General features: G+C 70.2%; 12 protein-coding genes. 5 read left to right on the top strand and 7 right to left on the bottom strand.

Going from position 1 to position 14,395, the window contains the following annotated elements:
* Window positions 1-67 precede the first annotated feature (67 nt).
* The gene (locus tag MF270_RS11750; RefSeq protein ID WP_238366081.1) at window positions 68-532 is read left to right on the top strand and encodes an Lrp/AsnC family transcriptional regulator; all 465 of its coding nucleotides are present in this window, start codon (window positions 68-70) and stop codon (window positions 530-532) included.
* On the opposite strand, the gene MF270_RS11745 is transcribed toward MF270_RS11750, so the two are convergent.
* The 3 genes from MF270_RS11745 to MF270_RS11735 are packed head-to-tail and all read right to left on the bottom strand — an operon-like array spanning window position 522 to window position 3,648.
* The gene (locus MF270_RS11745) at window positions 522-1,484 is read right to left on the bottom strand and encodes a sensor histidine kinase (protein ID WP_238366080.1); all 963 of its coding nucleotides are present in this window, start codon (window positions 1,482-1,484) and stop codon (window positions 522-524) included. The genes MF270_RS11750 and MF270_RS11745 overlap by 11 nt on opposite strands.
* Complete coding sequence (locus MF270_RS11740) at window positions 1,481-2,152, bottom strand: response regulator transcription factor (RefSeq protein ID WP_238366079.1); 672 nt, start codon at window positions 2,150-2,152, stop codon at window positions 1,481-1,483. The genes MF270_RS11745 and MF270_RS11740 overlap by 4 nt, the downstream gene beginning before the upstream one ends.
* The gene (locus tag MF270_RS11735; protein WP_238366078.1) at window positions 2,149-3,648 is read right to left on the bottom strand and encodes a DUF4153 domain-containing protein; all 1,500 of its coding nucleotides are present in this window, start codon (window positions 3,646-3,648) and stop codon (window positions 2,149-2,151) included. The genes MF270_RS11740 and MF270_RS11735 overlap by 4 nt, the downstream gene beginning before the upstream one ends.
* A 149-nt stretch (window positions 3,649-3,797) precedes the next feature.
* On the opposite strand from MF270_RS11735, the gene MF270_RS11730 reads away from it, so the two are divergent.
* Window positions 3,798-4,748 carry an MBL fold metallo-hydrolase gene (locus MF270_RS11730; RefSeq protein WP_238366077.1) on the top strand — a complete coding sequence of 317 codons (951 nt, stop codon included), beginning with the start codon at window positions 3,798-3,800 and terminating at the stop codon, window positions 4,746-4,748.
* Window positions 4,749-4,811: 63 nt separating this feature from the next.
* Here MF270_RS11730 and MF270_RS11725 read toward each other — a convergent pair whose 3' ends face one another.
* Window positions 4,812-6,395, bottom strand: a complete 1,584-nt coding sequence (locus MF270_RS11725; RefSeq protein WP_238366076.1) for an ABC-F family ATP-binding cassette domain-containing protein — start codon at window positions 6,393-6,395, stop codon at window positions 4,812-4,814.
* Window positions 6,396-6,551: 156 nt separating this feature from the next.
* Window positions 6,552-7,940, bottom strand: a complete 1,389-nt coding sequence (locus MF270_RS11720) for a sensor histidine kinase (RefSeq protein WP_238366075.1) — start codon at window positions 7,938-7,940, stop codon at window positions 6,552-6,554.
* 285 nt (window positions 7,941-8,225) lie between these two features.
* Here MF270_RS11720 and MF270_RS11715 point away from each other — a divergent pair, with 285 nt between their 5' ends.
* The 3 genes from MF270_RS11715 to MF270_RS11705 all read left to right on the top strand — a co-directional run bounded on the left by MF270_RS11715 (window position 8,226) and on the right by MF270_RS11705 (window position 12,620).
* Entirely contained in the window at window positions 8,226-9,269 is a 1,044-nt protein-coding gene (locus MF270_RS11715; protein WP_238366074.1) for a calcium-binding protein, read from the top strand.
* Window positions 9,270-9,356: 87 nt separating this feature from the next.
* Window positions 9,357-11,315: a TonB-dependent receptor domain-containing protein gene (locus MF270_RS11710; RefSeq protein WP_238366073.1), complete on the top strand. Its 1,959-nt coding sequence runs from the start codon at window positions 9,357-9,359 to the stop codon at window positions 11,313-11,315.
* Between the two features lie 24 nt (window positions 11,316-11,339).
* Window positions 11,340-12,620 carry a calcium-binding protein gene (locus MF270_RS11705; protein ID WP_238366072.1) on the top strand — a complete coding sequence of 427 codons (1,281 nt, stop codon included), beginning with the start codon at window positions 11,340-11,342 and terminating at the stop codon, window positions 12,618-12,620.
* A 90-nt stretch (window positions 12,621-12,710) separates the two neighbouring features.
* On the opposite strand, the gene MF270_RS11700 is transcribed toward MF270_RS11705, so the two are convergent.
* Window positions 12,711-13,658 (bottom strand): chemotaxis protein CheW, encoded by a 948-nt coding sequence (locus MF270_RS11700; RefSeq protein WP_238366071.1) that lies wholly within the window; start codon window positions 13,656-13,658, stop codon window positions 12,711-12,713.
* A complete protein-coding gene (locus MF270_RS28355; protein ID WP_238366070.1) occupies window positions 13,637-14,395 on the bottom strand; it encodes a chemotaxis protein CheW in 759 nt (252 codons plus the stop codon). The genes MF270_RS11700 and MF270_RS28355 overlap by 22 nt, the downstream gene beginning before the upstream one ends.

Below are 14,395 nucleotides of genomic sequence, written 5' to 3'. Positions count from 1 at the left end.
CTTGGCGCGAGAATGCCTGCGCCGGATGTCGATATCGTGCATGAAATTGACAAAAGACCTAAGACGATTGATCATTCTGACCAGACAATCCGGCGAAATGACCATGACCCCGCTCAGCGAGACCGACCGCGCCCTGATCGCCGCCCTACGCGGCAATGCCCGCATGTCGGTGACCCAGCTCAGCCACGCCATCGGCGCCTCGCGCACCACGGTGCGGGCGCGGCTCGATGCGCTGGTGGCCGAGGGGCGGATCCGGCGGTTCACCATCGAGACGGATGTGGACGTGGAGGGCACGGTCAAGGCGATCACCATGGTCGCGTTGCAGGGCCAGATGTCGCGCGCCGTCATCCGCACTCTGCGCAAGATCCCCGAGGTGGCGACGATCCACGCGACCAACGGCGCCTGGGACCTGGTGGTCGAGATCCGGGCGGAAAGCCTGACGGCCTTTGACCGGGCCCTGCGCGAGATCCGCGAGGCGCCGGGGGTGACGAACAGCGAAAGCAGCATCCTGCTGGCGCCGGTCACGGGGTAGCCGGGTCGAAGGTGATCTCGAAGGTGGTGCCGGGCCGCCCGGGGACATGCCGGATGCGGCCGCGGTGGGCGGCGAGGATGGCGCGCGTGACGGCCAGGCCCATGCCGGTCCCGCCCTGGTCGCGGCGGGTGGTGAAGAACGGCTCGAAGATACGGGCCGCGTTGCCGTCCGAGATGCCGGGGCCGTTGTCGCTGACGGTGAGGCGTGGGCCCTCGGACGACAGGCTCACGCGGGTCGCGCCATGTTCGGCTGCATTGCGGAGGAGCTGCGACAGCACCAGTGCCAGCCCCTCGGCGGCCATAGGCAGCGGCACCCGGTCGCCTTCGCTCGCCAGTGTCAGGTCCGGCCAATCGGCCCCGAGTCCCGGGGCCACATCGGCCAGCGTGCAGGTCCCGAGATAGCGCGTCTCGCGCGCCCGGGCGGCGTCGCGCAGAGCCGACAACTGCGCCTCGATCTGGGCGCGGGCGCCGTCGACCTGGGCCAGCAGGGCCGAGTCATCGGGGGACAGGGCGCCGCCGTCCTCCATCAATTCCACCGCCGCGCGGATTGCGGCAACGGGGGTCTTCAGCTCGTGCGTCACGTGGTCGGTATAGGCACGGACCGAGGCTTCCCGGCCCTGCTGCGCCTCGGCCATGGCGATGACGCGGCGGGCGGTGGCATGCAGCTCGCGCGTGCCGAAATGGGCGGGCGGATCGGCGGGATCGCCGGCCTCGGTCGCCCGCGCATAGGCTTCCAGCGCGCGGATCGGGCGCAGCAGCAACCGCACCAGCAGCCAGCCCAGCCCCGCCGTCAGCGCGGTGATTCCCAGCGCCAGCAGGACAGCCGCCCAGCGGAACCCGATCTCGGGGCCGAGGTAGCGCAGCGCCACCAATCCGGCGAAGGACAGCGCCAGAGTGCCCGCCAGCGCGCCCCCCAGCACCAGCGCCAGCGACGGCCGCCAGCGGCGGCTCATGCGCAGGGCCCGAGGCGGATGCCCTGGCCATGCACGCTTTCCACCGCGCCGTCGCAGCCCGCATCGCTGAGCTTGCGGCGCAGGTTGCGCAGGTGGCTGTCGAGCGTGCGTTCGCTCACCGCCGCCCGGCCGTAAAGCACCGCGCTGAGCGTGCCGCGCGCATGCAGGCGCGCTGGGTCGGCCATGAGCTGGCCCAGCAGCTGGAACTCGGTCGCGGTCAGCGCGACCTCGGACCCGTCCAGCTGGCAGCTGCGCGCCCGAAGGTCCAGCGCCAGCCGGCCGTGGCGCAGCAGGGTCCCCGCCCCCTGCCCGCCCGTGCGCTTGAGGATGGCGCGCACACGGGCCACGACTTCGCGCGGGGAAAACGGCTTGGTCACGTAATCATCGGCGCCCAGTTCCAGCCCGAGAATGCGGTCGATCTCGTCATCGCGGGCGGTCAGGAACAGGATCGGCACTTCGGAGCGGGCACGGATGCGGCGGCAGACCTCGAACCCGTCCATCTCGGGCAGACCCACGTCGAGCACGATCAGGTCGGGCGCCTCGCGCGCCGCATGGGTCAGCGCGGTGGCGCCGTCTGCGGCCTGCAGCGTGACGTGGCCGTCGCGTTCCAGCGCGATCCGCAAGAGCTCGCGCAGGCGCGGGTCGTCGTCGACGATCAGGATCTTCATCTGCCGCTCTTCCTTGCCTCGGCCTGTGCTTGCGAAACGTAACGCTGCACCCGCCACTTGCGAAAGCCCCATTCCTGCCAGGTCTCTGCCGGTTGGCCCCAAAGCGCGGCGCAATCGGTCCGGCGATAGCCCTGTCGGCCGCCGGGCCCGCCGTAGCCAGGTCGTCCTCTGGCCATGATCGGCCCGGCGGCCATGGGGCCAAGGTCGCAGAGATAGGCCATGTCGACGGTGTCGCGGGCGAGGTTCGTCCTGGCAATCGCCTCGGCGAAGTTGACGAAGGCGCAGGCGTAAAGCGTCACGCCCGCCACCGCCCCGGCGCGCAGCAGCAGCCAGCGCGTGTCATGGCCCCGGATCGCCTGCCAGGCGGTCAGCACCAGGCCCACGGCGACAAGGCCCATCCAGATGAAGGCATAGAGCCGCAGGTAGGTGAGCCCGTAGGCCTCCACGTAAAGGTCGAGCCGAAGCGCCGCCGAGCCGCAGAGCGCAATGTTCTGGCCGAGCCAAAGCAGCATCAGCGGGCGGATCAGCCGGTGCTCTCCCAGCACCGGCCGCGCGGCCAGGGCAAAGAGCCCGGCCAGCAGCGCCGTCGCCAGCAACGGATAGGCGCCGCCATGGGCGTAAACGGCATAGGTGATGCCTTGGGGCAGCGCGGCCCCGCCGACGAGGATCGTGAGATCCGTGGCCATCTGCACGCCGATCACCAGGTTGAAGGCGACAAGCGCCCGCAGGACCGAGGCGGCGTTGATCCCGAAGGGCACGGGACGCGCCGGCAGGGACCCCGGCAGCGCGGCCTGCGGAACATACGCAAAGGCAAAAGGCGTGACCATGAGCGCGAGGCCCAGCCAGAACAGGCTGCGGAGGGCGAGCGTCTCGAGATCCAAATCGAGTTGCAGCAGCCGCAAGAGAACCGGGTTGGCCTCCATGACGAGGCTGGCAAAGACCAGCGTGCCGCCGAGGGGCAGCGCCCAGGTGCGCGCCGCCTGCCGCAACCCGGCGGCCCCGCCGGGACCCCGCCAGGGCGCGGCCAGATGCGCCTGGCGGAACGGGGCTACGAGCCGTTCCGGGTAGCGCAGGGCAAAGGACAGCGCCGTCCCGGCCAGCGCCTCGAGACTGGCGCGCGGGTGATGTGCGACCGCGATGGCCGCCAGCAGGCCGAGCAGCAGGACGGCGAGCGACAGGAACTGCACATGTTCCATGACTGGCAGCAGGGCGAGGCCCATCAGCCCCAGCGCGGAAAGGGAAGGCCGCGCGCCCTGTGCCCTTGGCAGGGCGGCAATCAGCAGCGCGAACGCAAAGATCGCGGCCGAGACACCGACACCCTGCGGCCCCCAGAACAGCACATCGCCCAGCAACACCAGCCCCGCCAACCACGCCAGACGAGGCCCGCGCCCGGCACGCGCCCCGGGTGCCGGGTCCTTCGTCACCGGGCCGCCCTCCAGCCACCAGGCATCGCGCGCGATGGAACGGGGCACGCCCCGCAGGGTCATTGTCTGCATCTTGCTGTCCTCTCGTTGTCTGCCGCCACCCTGCCCGGCCCCTCGTGCAGCCATGGCGCAGCATCTGTGCAGGAAACGTGCAGAGGCGCGCCGTTGACATTCACGGATACGAATGTGTACCAATCGAAATCTTGCAGGAAGGAGCCGAGATGAAACCGATCGCCGCCATGGGGCTGATCCTGGCCGGGGCGCTGCCCGCCCTTGGCTCGGAGGACATCGCCGACCAGTACCCGCAATCCGAGCTCTATTCGAAGCCCGTGCAGGTCATCCCGAACGTCTATAGCGCCATCGGCGCCACCGCCCCGCCGACCTATGAAAACGCGGGCCACAACAACAACCTCAGCTTTGTCGTGACCGGCGACGGGGTCGTGGTGGTGAACGGCGGGGCCTCGTACCGGCTGGCCCGGGCGCTGCATGACGAGATCCGCGCCGTCACCGACCAGCCGGTGCGGCTGGTGATCGACGAGAACGGCCAGGGACATGCCTTTCTGGGCAATTCCTACTGGGCCGAACAGGGCGTCGACATCCTGGCGCATGCCGACGCGATCCACGAGATGGAGACCGAGGGGCACCAGGAGCTGATGAACATTCAGCGCACCAACCGCGACAGGGCCGAAGGCACGACGGTGGTGCCCGCCAACCTGTCCTTCGAGGATCGACACGAGCTGACGATGGGCGACGTGCGGTTCGAGATCCTGCACCTGGGCCCCTCGCACGGGCCGGGCGACACGCAGGTCTGGATCCCGCAGTGGAGCCTGATGATCGCCGGAGACATCGCGTTTCACGAGCGGATGCCGCCGATCTTCGAAGGCGCCTGCACCCGCTGCTGGATCGAGACCTTCGAGACCGGATTCATGCCACTGGCGCCCACCTACGTGATCCCCGGGCACGGGCATCCGACCAACCTCGCCATGGTCGAGATCGGGACCATCGGCTATCTCAAGGACCTGCGCGCCAAGATCGGCGCGCATATCGAGGACGGCGGTGACCTGGCCGACGCCTATTACGTGGACCAGTCGAACTGGGCCCATCTCGACACGTTCGAGGAGTTGGCGACCAAGAACGCGGGCCGGGTTTACGAGGAGATGGAGTGGGAGTGACCGCCCGCCCCGCCCGTGGCCGGCGGGGATTTGAGTATTTGTGGAACAGTGAAAGGCAGGGGGTCAGCCCCCCAGCCGCAGGGTGCGCGTGATGCCGATGGCCTCGAGGAAGTCCGGATCGTGGCTGACCACGATGAGCGCGCCGTCATAGGCTTGCAGCGCGCCTTCCAGCTCGGCCAGGCTGTCGAGGTCGAGGTGGTTGGTCGGCTCGTCGAGGATCAGCAGACCCGGCGGCGGCACGGTGCCGAGGGTGCAGGCGAGGCCCGCGCGCAGGCGTTCGCCGCCGCTGAGATCAGCCACCCTGCGCTGCGCATCATGGGCACGGAAGCCGAAGCGGGCCAGCGCCGCGTGGGCGGTATTGGCGTCGCTGCCCGGGACGCGCCGGAGGAAGGCGGCGTGCAGCGTCTCTTCGCTATGCAGCAACGTCACATGCTGATCGAGCGTCGCCATGGGAACGTGACACGAGACACTGCCTTTCGTCGGCGTCAAAGCGCCTGACACCAGGGCTAGGAGGGTCGACTTGCCACTACCATTGGGGCCGGCGAGGGCCAGTCTTTCCGGCCCGGTCAGGGTCAGCGACAGGTCGCGGATCACGGGCTGCGCCGGGTCGTGGCCGCCGGTCACGCCGTCCAGTTGTAGCACCGTGCGTCCTGCCGGCAGGCCGGTCGGCGCGATCTCCATTTGGATGGGTTGCAGCACCTCGACCCGGTCGCGCGCGTCGCGCAGCGCCGCATCGGCCGCCTCGGCCCGCGCCTCGCGCAGACGGGTGCCCGCGCCAAGCGTGCCCTCGGCCCTCTCGCGCCGCTTGTCAAGAAGCATCTTGCCCTGGCTGCCGGTCCCACGCGACCGCCGGCCCGCCGCGTCCTTGCGCGACTTGCGCTCGGCTGCCTGCCGCGCGCGGGCGGCCGCATCGTCGCGGGTCTTCTCGGCATGGGCGAGGTGCTGTTCGGCGGCCGCGAGCTCGGTGTCCTTCAGAGCGCGATAGGCGCTGTAGGGGCCGCCGTAGCGGGTGGCGCCCAGCCCGGTCAGCTCGACGATGGCATCGACCTGTTCAAGCAGCGCGCGGTCGTGGCTGGCGACGATCACCGCGCCGCGCCAGCCGGCGAGGATCTCGGCCACCGCCTGTCGCCCATCGGCGTCGAGGTTGTTGGTTGGCTCGTCCAGCAGCAGTACGTCAGGCGCCGCCAGAAACATCGACGCCAGCGCCGCCCGCACCCGCTGCCCGCCCGACAGCTGCGCCAGCGGCGTGCCCGGATCGGCCACGAGGCCGCAGCGCGCCAGCGCCGCCTCGATCCGGGCCGGTAGGGTCCAGTCGGCCTCGGCCAGCACCCTGGCATCGGCGGCGCCGGCGGCGGCGCGGTCCAGCAGGGCCAGCGCCGCGGTCACGCCGAAGAGGTCGGCGATCGTGTCGCCAGGGCGGTCGATCACCTCTTGCCGCAGCAGGGCGCAGCTGCCGCGCACCTGGACCTGCCCCGCCGCCGGCGCCAGCGCGCCCGAGACAAGGTGCAGCAGCGTGCTCTTGCCCGTGCCGTTGCGCCCGACAAGGCCGGTGCGTTCAGGCCCGAAGGCCAGCGTCAGGTCGGTGAAAAGCGGGGGGCGGTCAGGCGGCGACCAGGTGAGGTTGGTGAGGGAAACGGACACAGGCATGGGACATCTCGCGCGGCAACATCGGAAGGGCGAAGGCGGCGAGGGTCATGTCCATGGCTGAAAGGCTCCTGTCTGGTGCAAGGAACCTAGACCCGGGGCCAAAGGTTTTCAACCGCCGGGGCGCGCCGCGGCGGTGCCCGGGCGAAGGGCCGCCGGTCAGGTCTTTCCCGCCGCCGCCTGCTCCGGCCGGGTCTCTGGCGCCCGTGCTGAACTCCGTTCAGGTGCCGCGTGTCCCGCCGACGGGGCCAGGGTCGCGGCGGGCAGGTCCGGCAGGAGTATGCCAACCTCGGTCCCGTTGGGCGAGCTGTCGATCTGGATGAACCCCTTGGATTGACGCGCAAAACCGGCGACCATGGCCAGCCCCAGCCCCGTCCCCTTGCCCAGCGGCTTGGTGGTGAAGAACGGCTCGAGCACCAGGTGCCGGATCTCGGCCGGAATGCCGGGCCCGGTGTCGCGCACGGCGATGCGCGCGTAGCAGCCCGGCGGCTCGGGGCGCCCCTCGGCCGAGATCACCGGTTGATCGGTCTCGATCCGGTCGCAGCAGACCGTGATGACGCCCGAGCCGTCCAGCGCATCCTTGGCATTGATCACCAGGTTCAGCAGCGCCGTCAGCAGATGGCTTTCGTCCACCAGCACCGGCAGGCTGGATTCCTTCTGGTTGAGCCGCAGCGTGATGGCCGAGGTGACCAGCGGCTGCGCCAGCAACACGCTGCGCCGGGCGATGTCGACCAGGTCGCATTGGGTCTCGGTCAGCTCGGCGCTGCGCGAAAAGCTCATCAGCTGGCGCACAGTCTCGCGCGCCCGTTCGGCCGCGTGGCGCGCGGCATCCAGCGTCTCGCGCCGATCCGACTCGGTCTCCGCCAGTTCATGCAGTTCGAGGTTGCCAAGGATGACGGTCAGCATGTTGTTGAAATCATGGGCGACCCCGCCGGCGAGACGGCCGATCGCCTCCATCTTCTGGACCTGGACATTGGCCTGCATCGCCTCTTCGGACCGCAGGCGCCGCGTGCGGGCGGCCAGCAGGGATTGCGCGAAATAGCCGACCAGCCCCAGCCCGGCGATCACCACCACGGACTGCGCCATCCAGTTGTCGATATCGTCGGCGGTCAGCACAACAACCACCGTCACCGTGCCCAGCACCGCCAGCACCTGGCCGATCACCAGCACCCGGCTGGTATCGGCCCGCCGGATCATGAACATCAGGAACGCCCCCAGCGCCGCCGAGGACGGCACCCGCAGCGCGAGATCCTCGAACTGGAACAGGTAGGCGGGCATCCAGATGAAGGCCGCGATCAACGCGAGATACATCCCCGACGCGAAGGAGACGCTTTGCGGCACCACCCCGCGAAACGCCAGCGCAAAGTACAGCCAATAGACCAGATGCAGGCCGAAATAGAGGCCCACCCAGAGAAAGGCGATGCCCCAGCCGGTGTAGAGGTAAAGCACGACCGCAGACAGGCCGACGACCGCAAGGCGAACCGCGAATTCCGCGCGGTTGTCGTATTCCGCTTCGAAGAGACGCAGAAATTCCCTGCTCGCGCTCATCGGCCGCCCTGAGTTCTACCATTCCCTAACGTCAACAAATTTTGCGGCACTGCAGCGGTGACGGCAAGAAACTTCAACCCACGGGGCGCGGAATCTTGCGAAAACCAACCTTGGGTAAAGCGGCGGCCGCGTGCCGGGCCGTGCCAGGGCCACGCCCGGCGCAACGGCCCGGGAATCCGGCCGAAGAGAACTTGACAATTTAAGTCGGATATACGAGACGGGTCCCACGACGCGCCAGCCAGACGCCAGCCTCGACGAGACAACTCGATCACACAGAGGACCGACATGGCAGGCACCCTGACCATCGACGCCTCCGCCCTTGGGGCGGCAGGCTTTGATTCCACCGCGTATTTCACCGATTTCTTCGCCGGGCTCGCCTCGGGCGACGGGATGTTCTACGGCGGCACGCCCGACAGCGCCTTTGGCGCGACCTACTACATGAACGGCGACCAGCACGTGCGCCACTACACCGACGGCACCGACCCGGTCAGCGCGGCCGTGCTGACCGAGGGCGCGGACCTTGCCTATGACTTCATCCATTCCGGCATGGCCTACGGGCACGGCATCTCGGGCCAGGTCGACAGCCTGACATTCGGCGACTGGGTGGACGGCACCACCACCGGCACCCAGGGCACCGGCGAGGCCGGGCTGGTGACCGGCTTTGCGACCGAGGTCCGCATCTCGGGCTTCGACCTCATTGCCGAGGTCGGCGCGGGCAACGACCTGGCGGCCAACCCGGTCTACGCGCTCTATTCCGCCGTGCAGAACCTGGACGCCGCCGCGATCGAGGAGGTGCTGTCGCACTACGGGGTCGAGATGATCGGCACCTCGGGCGACGACGCGCTGTTCGGCACCGACAACGATGACGTGCTGACCGGCATGGGCGGCGATGACGTGATGAACGGCAACCAGGGCCGCGACGTCCTGCTGGGGATGGAAGGCGACGACCTGCTGAGCGGCGCGCGCGGGGCCGACTACCTTGTCGGCGGCGCAGGCAGCGACACGATCTACGGCGGCAAGCAGAACGACACCATCCTGGGCGGCGCGGGCGATGACCGGATCATCGGCGGGCAGAAGACCGACCTGCTGACCGGCGGCGACGGAGCCGACACCTTTGTCATCTGGCAGGTGTCGGACCGCGACGTGATCACCGATTTCGACGGTAGCGAAGACCTGCTGGACGTCTCGGCCCTGGGCCTCACCACCCTCGCGGATTTCACCGTGACCGAAACGGCGACGCGCACGATCCTCGAGACCGGCGACGTGGAGATCCACTTGCTGGACGTGGCCGCCGCGACGTTGGACGACAGCATGTTCGTCTGGGCCTGACGCCCGGTTCCTCACGGGCCCCAGGCCCGGGTGCGCGGGGACCGTCCCCCGAGCGCCCTCTTCCTCCGCTTGCCAGGAGCGTCCCCGATGCCGCGACATGCCGCGCCCCTCTCTGTCCTCGCTGCCCTCGTCGGCAGCGCCGCACTGCCCGCCCTGGCCCAGGAGAGCGGCAGCTACCGCCTGCCCGACATCGTGCTGGATGCCGAAGCCCCGGCAACCGAGGCGGCCAGCACGACCGTCGCGGCCGAGGACCTCGCCCGCGACCCCGGCGCCGCGGGGCTTGTCCGGGCGCTGGAAACCGTGCCCGGCGTCACCGTGCAGCTGGGCGACGGCGGCGATGCCGAACTGGCGGTCAACGTGCGCGGCCTGCAGGACCACGGCCGCGTCGCGGTGACCGTGGACGGGGTGCGCCAGAACTTTGCCCGCTCTGGGCACACGGCCAACGGCACCTTTGCCATCGACCCCGAGATGCTGCGCAGCGTCGAGGTGACGCGCGGCGCCGGCGCCAAGCCCGGCGCCATCGGTGGCGCCGTGGCGATGCGGCAGGTCACGGCCGCCGACCTGCTGCCGCTCGATGGCGGCGACCGGGGCGGAGAGGTCCGGCTGCGCTACGGCACGCTCGACGCCTCCCCCACCGTGCACGTCGCCGTAGCGCAGCGGCTGGGCGACAACGCCGACCTGACCTTTGCCGTCACCCGCGCCGAACGCGGCGCTTATACCGCGCCGGACGGCACACGGGTTGAGGCCGCACAGGAAAGCCGGTCGATGCTGGTGGCGCTGGGGCTCGACACCGATGCCGGGCACCGCTGGACGCTCAGCGCCGATGCGCTGGCGCAGGATTACGTCACCGGACATGACACCAGCACCCCGCGCGACATCGACCTGCGCAAGGGCACGCTACGCCTGTCGTTCGAAGGCTACGACGTGGTGGGCGGCTGGGACCTCGACGCCTCGGTCTACCACACCGCGATGAACGTCTCGCGGCGCGACCTCGACGCAACGCTCACCCCCACCGGCGGGTCCGACAGCTACGACACCGCGACCACCGGCCTGCTGGCCGAGGCGCGTCGCCTCGCCGAAACCGGCGCCGTCAGCCATGAAATCGCCCTGACCTTCGAGGCCTTCCGCGACCGGGTCGACACCCACGCCCGCACCGGGACGCTCACCCCATCGGGCAGCCGCACCTTCCTGTCCTTCGACGCCGAGGACCGGATGGATTTCGGCCCCGTCACGGCCACGCTTGGCGTCAGCTTCAACCACTACGCGCTCAGCGCGCCAGGGCGCGGCAACAGCGGCTCGGCCATCTCGCCCCGCCTCGCGCTGGAGGTTCCGCTGGGCACCGGGCTGACGCTCTCGGCCTCGGCCGGGATGGCCTTCCGCCCGCCCTCGCTGAACGAGAGCCTGGTCAGCGGATCGCACCCGCAACCGGCCCCGTTCGAGGTGCGCCCAAACCCCGACCTCGACCCCGAACGCGCCCGCACGCTCGAGCTGGCGCTGAGCTATGGCGCGGAGGGGCTGCTGGCGCCGTCGGACCGGCTCGACCTGCGCGCCGGCGTCTTCCGCACGCAGGTGACCGACTACATCGGGATGGCGCGCGTCGGCACGATTTTCAACAATTACAGCCAGTACCGGAACATCGACGAGGTCCGGATCGACGGCTTCGAGCTCGAGGCGCGCTACGAGGCGGATCGGGTCTTTGCCAGCCTCATCGGCCAGGTGCTGGACGGGCAGGACGCGGCCACGGGCGCACCGTTGACCGGCGTGCCGCCCTGGCGCGTCGTGCTGTCGGGCGGGATTACCAGCGCGGACGGGCGCAGCAACTACGGCGCGCGGCTGACGCGGTCGGGCGAAAAGGCAGACGCCGCGGGCCGCGTCACGACGGAAAGCTACCAGACGCTCGATCTGTTCTACAGCCACGACTTCGACGACCGGGCGACCATTTCGGCCAGCTTCAACAACATCCTCGACGAGGTCTACACGCCTCACCTGAATACCCAGCCGCAGCCAGGGTTCAACGCAACCGCTTCGCTTGTCTACCGCTTCTGACAGGCCCCACATCACGGAGGTCCCATGGCCATCACCCTCACTCTGACCGCGCTTGCCGACGGCTCGGGCGTCGACCTCGACGCGTACCTCGCGGCGCAGTTCGACGGCTTCACCCCCTATCAGTTCCCGGTCTTCCTGGCCGCCGATGCGGCCGAGACGACGCAGATCCTGCACCTCGACACGCCCACCGCCGGGGCCGAAGCGGACACCCGCATCGTCCTGCTCGAGGGCAGCGATTTCACCTATACCTTCTCGAACCACTCGGTCAGCGGCACCATCGACCAGATCCGCCTTGGCACGCTGGGCGCGGCCTGGGACGACGCCGCCAGCGACCTGGCGCTGGACGCAGACGGCCGGGTCGGCGAGATGGGCGAGGTCGTGACGATCTCGAACCTCGGGATCGTCAACGCGGTGGGCGTGAAGGGCGACGTGCACGAGATCGTGTCGGGCATGATGGGCGGCGGGCCGGACGGGCTGACTGCCGATGCGGATCCGATCCTGGCGGCCATCTATGGCACGGCCCATGAGCTGATCGGCAGCACCGGGCATGACCGCTGGACCGGCACGGCCTTTGCCGACGTGGCCTTCGGCGGCGACGGGCGCGACACTCTGGACGGCGGCGACGGGGCCGACGCACTCTCGGGCGGGGCCTGGGCCGACCTGCTGCTGGGCGGCCAGGGGGCCGACACGCTGCGCGGCCAACGCGGTGACGACCGGCTCGAGGGGCACAAGGGCTATGACCTGCTCTTCGGCAATGCCGGCGCCGACACGGTGCTGGGCGGCGACGGCGACGACGCGCTTTACGGCGGCGGGGATGACGACCTGCTGCTGGGCGGCCAGGGCGCAGATGCGCTTTACGGCGGCCAGGGGCGCGACCGTCTCGAGGGCGGCAAGGGTTACGACATGCTGTCGGGCGGGATCGGCAACGACACGCTGCTGGGCCAGCTTGGCCAGGACACGCTGTATGGCGGGGCCGGAGACGACCTGCTGATCGGCGGCGCCCACGACGACGTGATGACCGGCGGTGCCGGGGCCGACACCTTCCGGTTCCTGTCGCTGGACGAGATGCAGGGCGACCGGATCACCGATTTCGAGACCGGGGTCGACCTGCTGGATGTCTCGGCCATCGACGGCCTCGCCTTCATCGGCGGCGCGGCCTTCTCGGGGGGTGCCGGAGAGTTGCGGGCCGAGGTCTCGGGCGGCCAGACGCTGCTGCTGGCCGATCTCGACGGCGACGGGGCGGCAGACGTGCAGATGGCGCTGGATGGCGCCCCGGTCCTGACGGCGGACGACTTCCTGGTCTGACCGCGATGCGGCACTCCCCGCCGCCCCGCGGACCCGGGCCCCCATGACGGGCGCCCGGGCCCGCACCTGGGTGCCGGGGCCGTCTGGCGGTCAGGCCAGGCAGGCGCGCAGATCGACGACGCCGACCATCTCGCCCTCGGGCCCGCCGAATTGGACGCAGGTGCCGGTGCGCGGCTCGCCTTCGACCACGTCGCCCGGGTCGTCCCGCCACAGGGTGCCGACCTCGATCGAGATGAGGCGGGCGACGATCCAGCCGTACAGGTAGTCTTCCCGACGCACGACAAGGATGGCCGCGTCCGGCGTCCGCTCGGTCGCCGGGTAGCCCAGCCGATCGGCCAGGTCGAACACCGGCATCAGGCTGCCGCGGTGGGTCAGGTTGGCCAGGTGCCCGGACGAGACCGGGCCCCGCAGTTGCGGCGGGACGCGCAGCACCTCGACCACCTGGTCGATCGGGATCGCGACCCGGGCCCCGCCGTGCACGATGACAAAGACCGAGCGGCCCTGCCCGGTGCCCCCGTAGATGCTGTCGCCGCCGGCTTCGCTGCTGGCGGAGACGCGGTGGGCCAGCTCGGCCAGGCGGCAGAGGCCGGGATCCTTGCGGAAGGCCGCCGGATCCACGACGAAATGCTGCCGCCCTTGCGGGTCGAGGAAGACGCCGTCCAGCAGGTCCGACCGGCGCGAGACCTTTGGCGGCACCGGCACGATCCCCGCCGGATCGACGCGGCGGATGTCGGTCACCGCATCCACCATGAAGGCCAGCGTGCCGGTGCTGCCGAACTCGACCGCGATCCCCGCGGACGCGGCGACCGGCGGGCCGGGCGGGCCAAAGCCGAAGGCGGCGCGGGTATCGACCACGGCCATCTCGAGCCCGTGGCGGCGCAGCATGCCGGCGCAGATCCCGCCGGCAACCGACCCGGGCGTCACCTCGACCTGCGGCACGGTCGCCACGATCTCGGCCAGGGGCGCCATGAAGTTCACTCCGCTCGAGGTGAACATCAGGAAGGGCCGCCGGTTCGTCACCTCGCCCTTCTGGGCCACCCGGCCTGGCTGTCGAGCACGACGCCCGAGGCGTCAAACAGCCGGGCCACGTTCACAAGGGTGATCGGGCGGCCGTCGGGGCCGAGCCAGCGGTCACCGATCGGGTCAGAGGCGCGGCGATGCACCGCTTCGAGCCCTTCCACGTAATTGCGCACCAGTTCGCAGGCGCGATCGACGAGGATGCCGAGCGACCGCTGCTCGGATTGCAGGATCACGATCACCTCGCCGGCATCCGGGTCGGGCAGGCCGAACTGGCGGCGCAGCGATTTCACCGGGATCGTGTGGTCGCGCAGCACGATGGCCCCGAAGAAATCGGCCGTCCCCTCGGGCAGGGCGTGGTAGGACTTGGGCGCCGGCACAACCTCGCGGATATGGTCGACCGGGATGCCGAACAGCAGGTCGCCCACCGCGAAGACGCCCATGAAGTCAAGGGCAGTGGGGCCCGCGTCCGCGCCCGCCGCGGGCGCGAGCAGGCCGGGGGCATGGGCGGCGGGGTCCTCGGTATCAGGCGACGCGGCCGGGCCAACCGGCGCGACCCTGAGCGCTGTCTCAACTTGAGCCGGCCGGTCCGGTCCGTCCCCGGGCGCCGCCGTTGTGGCTGTCGGTCCGGTCGCCGCCGCCTCTTTGGCCGCGACGGTTTCGGGCAGCGCGATCGCCGTGTCGGCAGCCTCGGAGAAGCTGCCCGAGGCCGCGTCCGACGCCGTCTCCCCGGGCGTGAAGAGCTCGAGATCCGACAC

The organism is Mesobacterium pallidum, from assembly GCF_019966535.1.
In the GTDB taxonomy this organism is placed as follows: Bacteria; Pseudomonadota; Alphaproteobacteria; order Rhodobacterales; family Rhodobacteraceae; genus Mesobacterium; species Mesobacterium pallidum.
Note: the sequence above shows the minus strand (reverse complement) of the source record. Positions and strands in the feature narration are given on the sequence as shown.

What these genes read in the sequence shown, in the direction of transcription:
- MF270_RS11745 (WP_238366080.1), bottom strand. Translation starts at nt 1,484, where the DNA reads ATGAGCCGCCGCTGGCGGCCGTCGCTGGCGCTGGTGCTGGGGGGCGCG.
- MF270_RS11740 (WP_238366079.1), bottom strand. Translation starts at nt 2,152, where the DNA reads ATGAAGATCCTGATCGTCGACGACGACCCGCGCCTGCGCGAGCTCTTG.
- MF270_RS11735 (WP_238366078.1), bottom strand. Translation starts at nt 3,648, where the DNA reads ATGCAGACAATGACCCTGCGGGGCGTGCCCCGTTCCATCGCGCGCGAT.
- MF270_RS11730 (WP_238366077.1), top strand. Translation starts at nt 3,798, where the DNA reads ATGAAACCGATCGCCGCCATGGGGCTGATCCTGGCCGGGGCGCTGCCC.
- MF270_RS11725 (WP_238366076.1), bottom strand. Translation starts at nt 6,395, where the DNA reads ATGCCTGTGTCCGTTTCCCTCACCAACCTCACCTGGTCGCCGCCTGAC.
- MF270_RS11720 (WP_238366075.1), bottom strand. Translation starts at nt 7,940, where the DNA reads ATGAGCGCGAGCAGGGAATTTCTGCGTCTCTTCGAAGCGGAATACGAC.
- MF270_RS11715 (WP_238366074.1), top strand. Translation starts at nt 8,226, where the DNA reads ATGGCAGGCACCCTGACCATCGACGCCTCCGCCCTTGGGGCGGCAGGC.
- MF270_RS11710 (WP_238366073.1), top strand. Translation starts at nt 9,357, where the DNA reads ATGCCGCGACATGCCGCGCCCCTCTCTGTCCTCGCTGCCCTCGTCGGC.
- MF270_RS11705 (WP_238366072.1), top strand. Translation starts at nt 11,340, where the DNA reads ATGGCCATCACCCTCACTCTGACCGCGCTTGCCGACGGCTCGGGCGTC.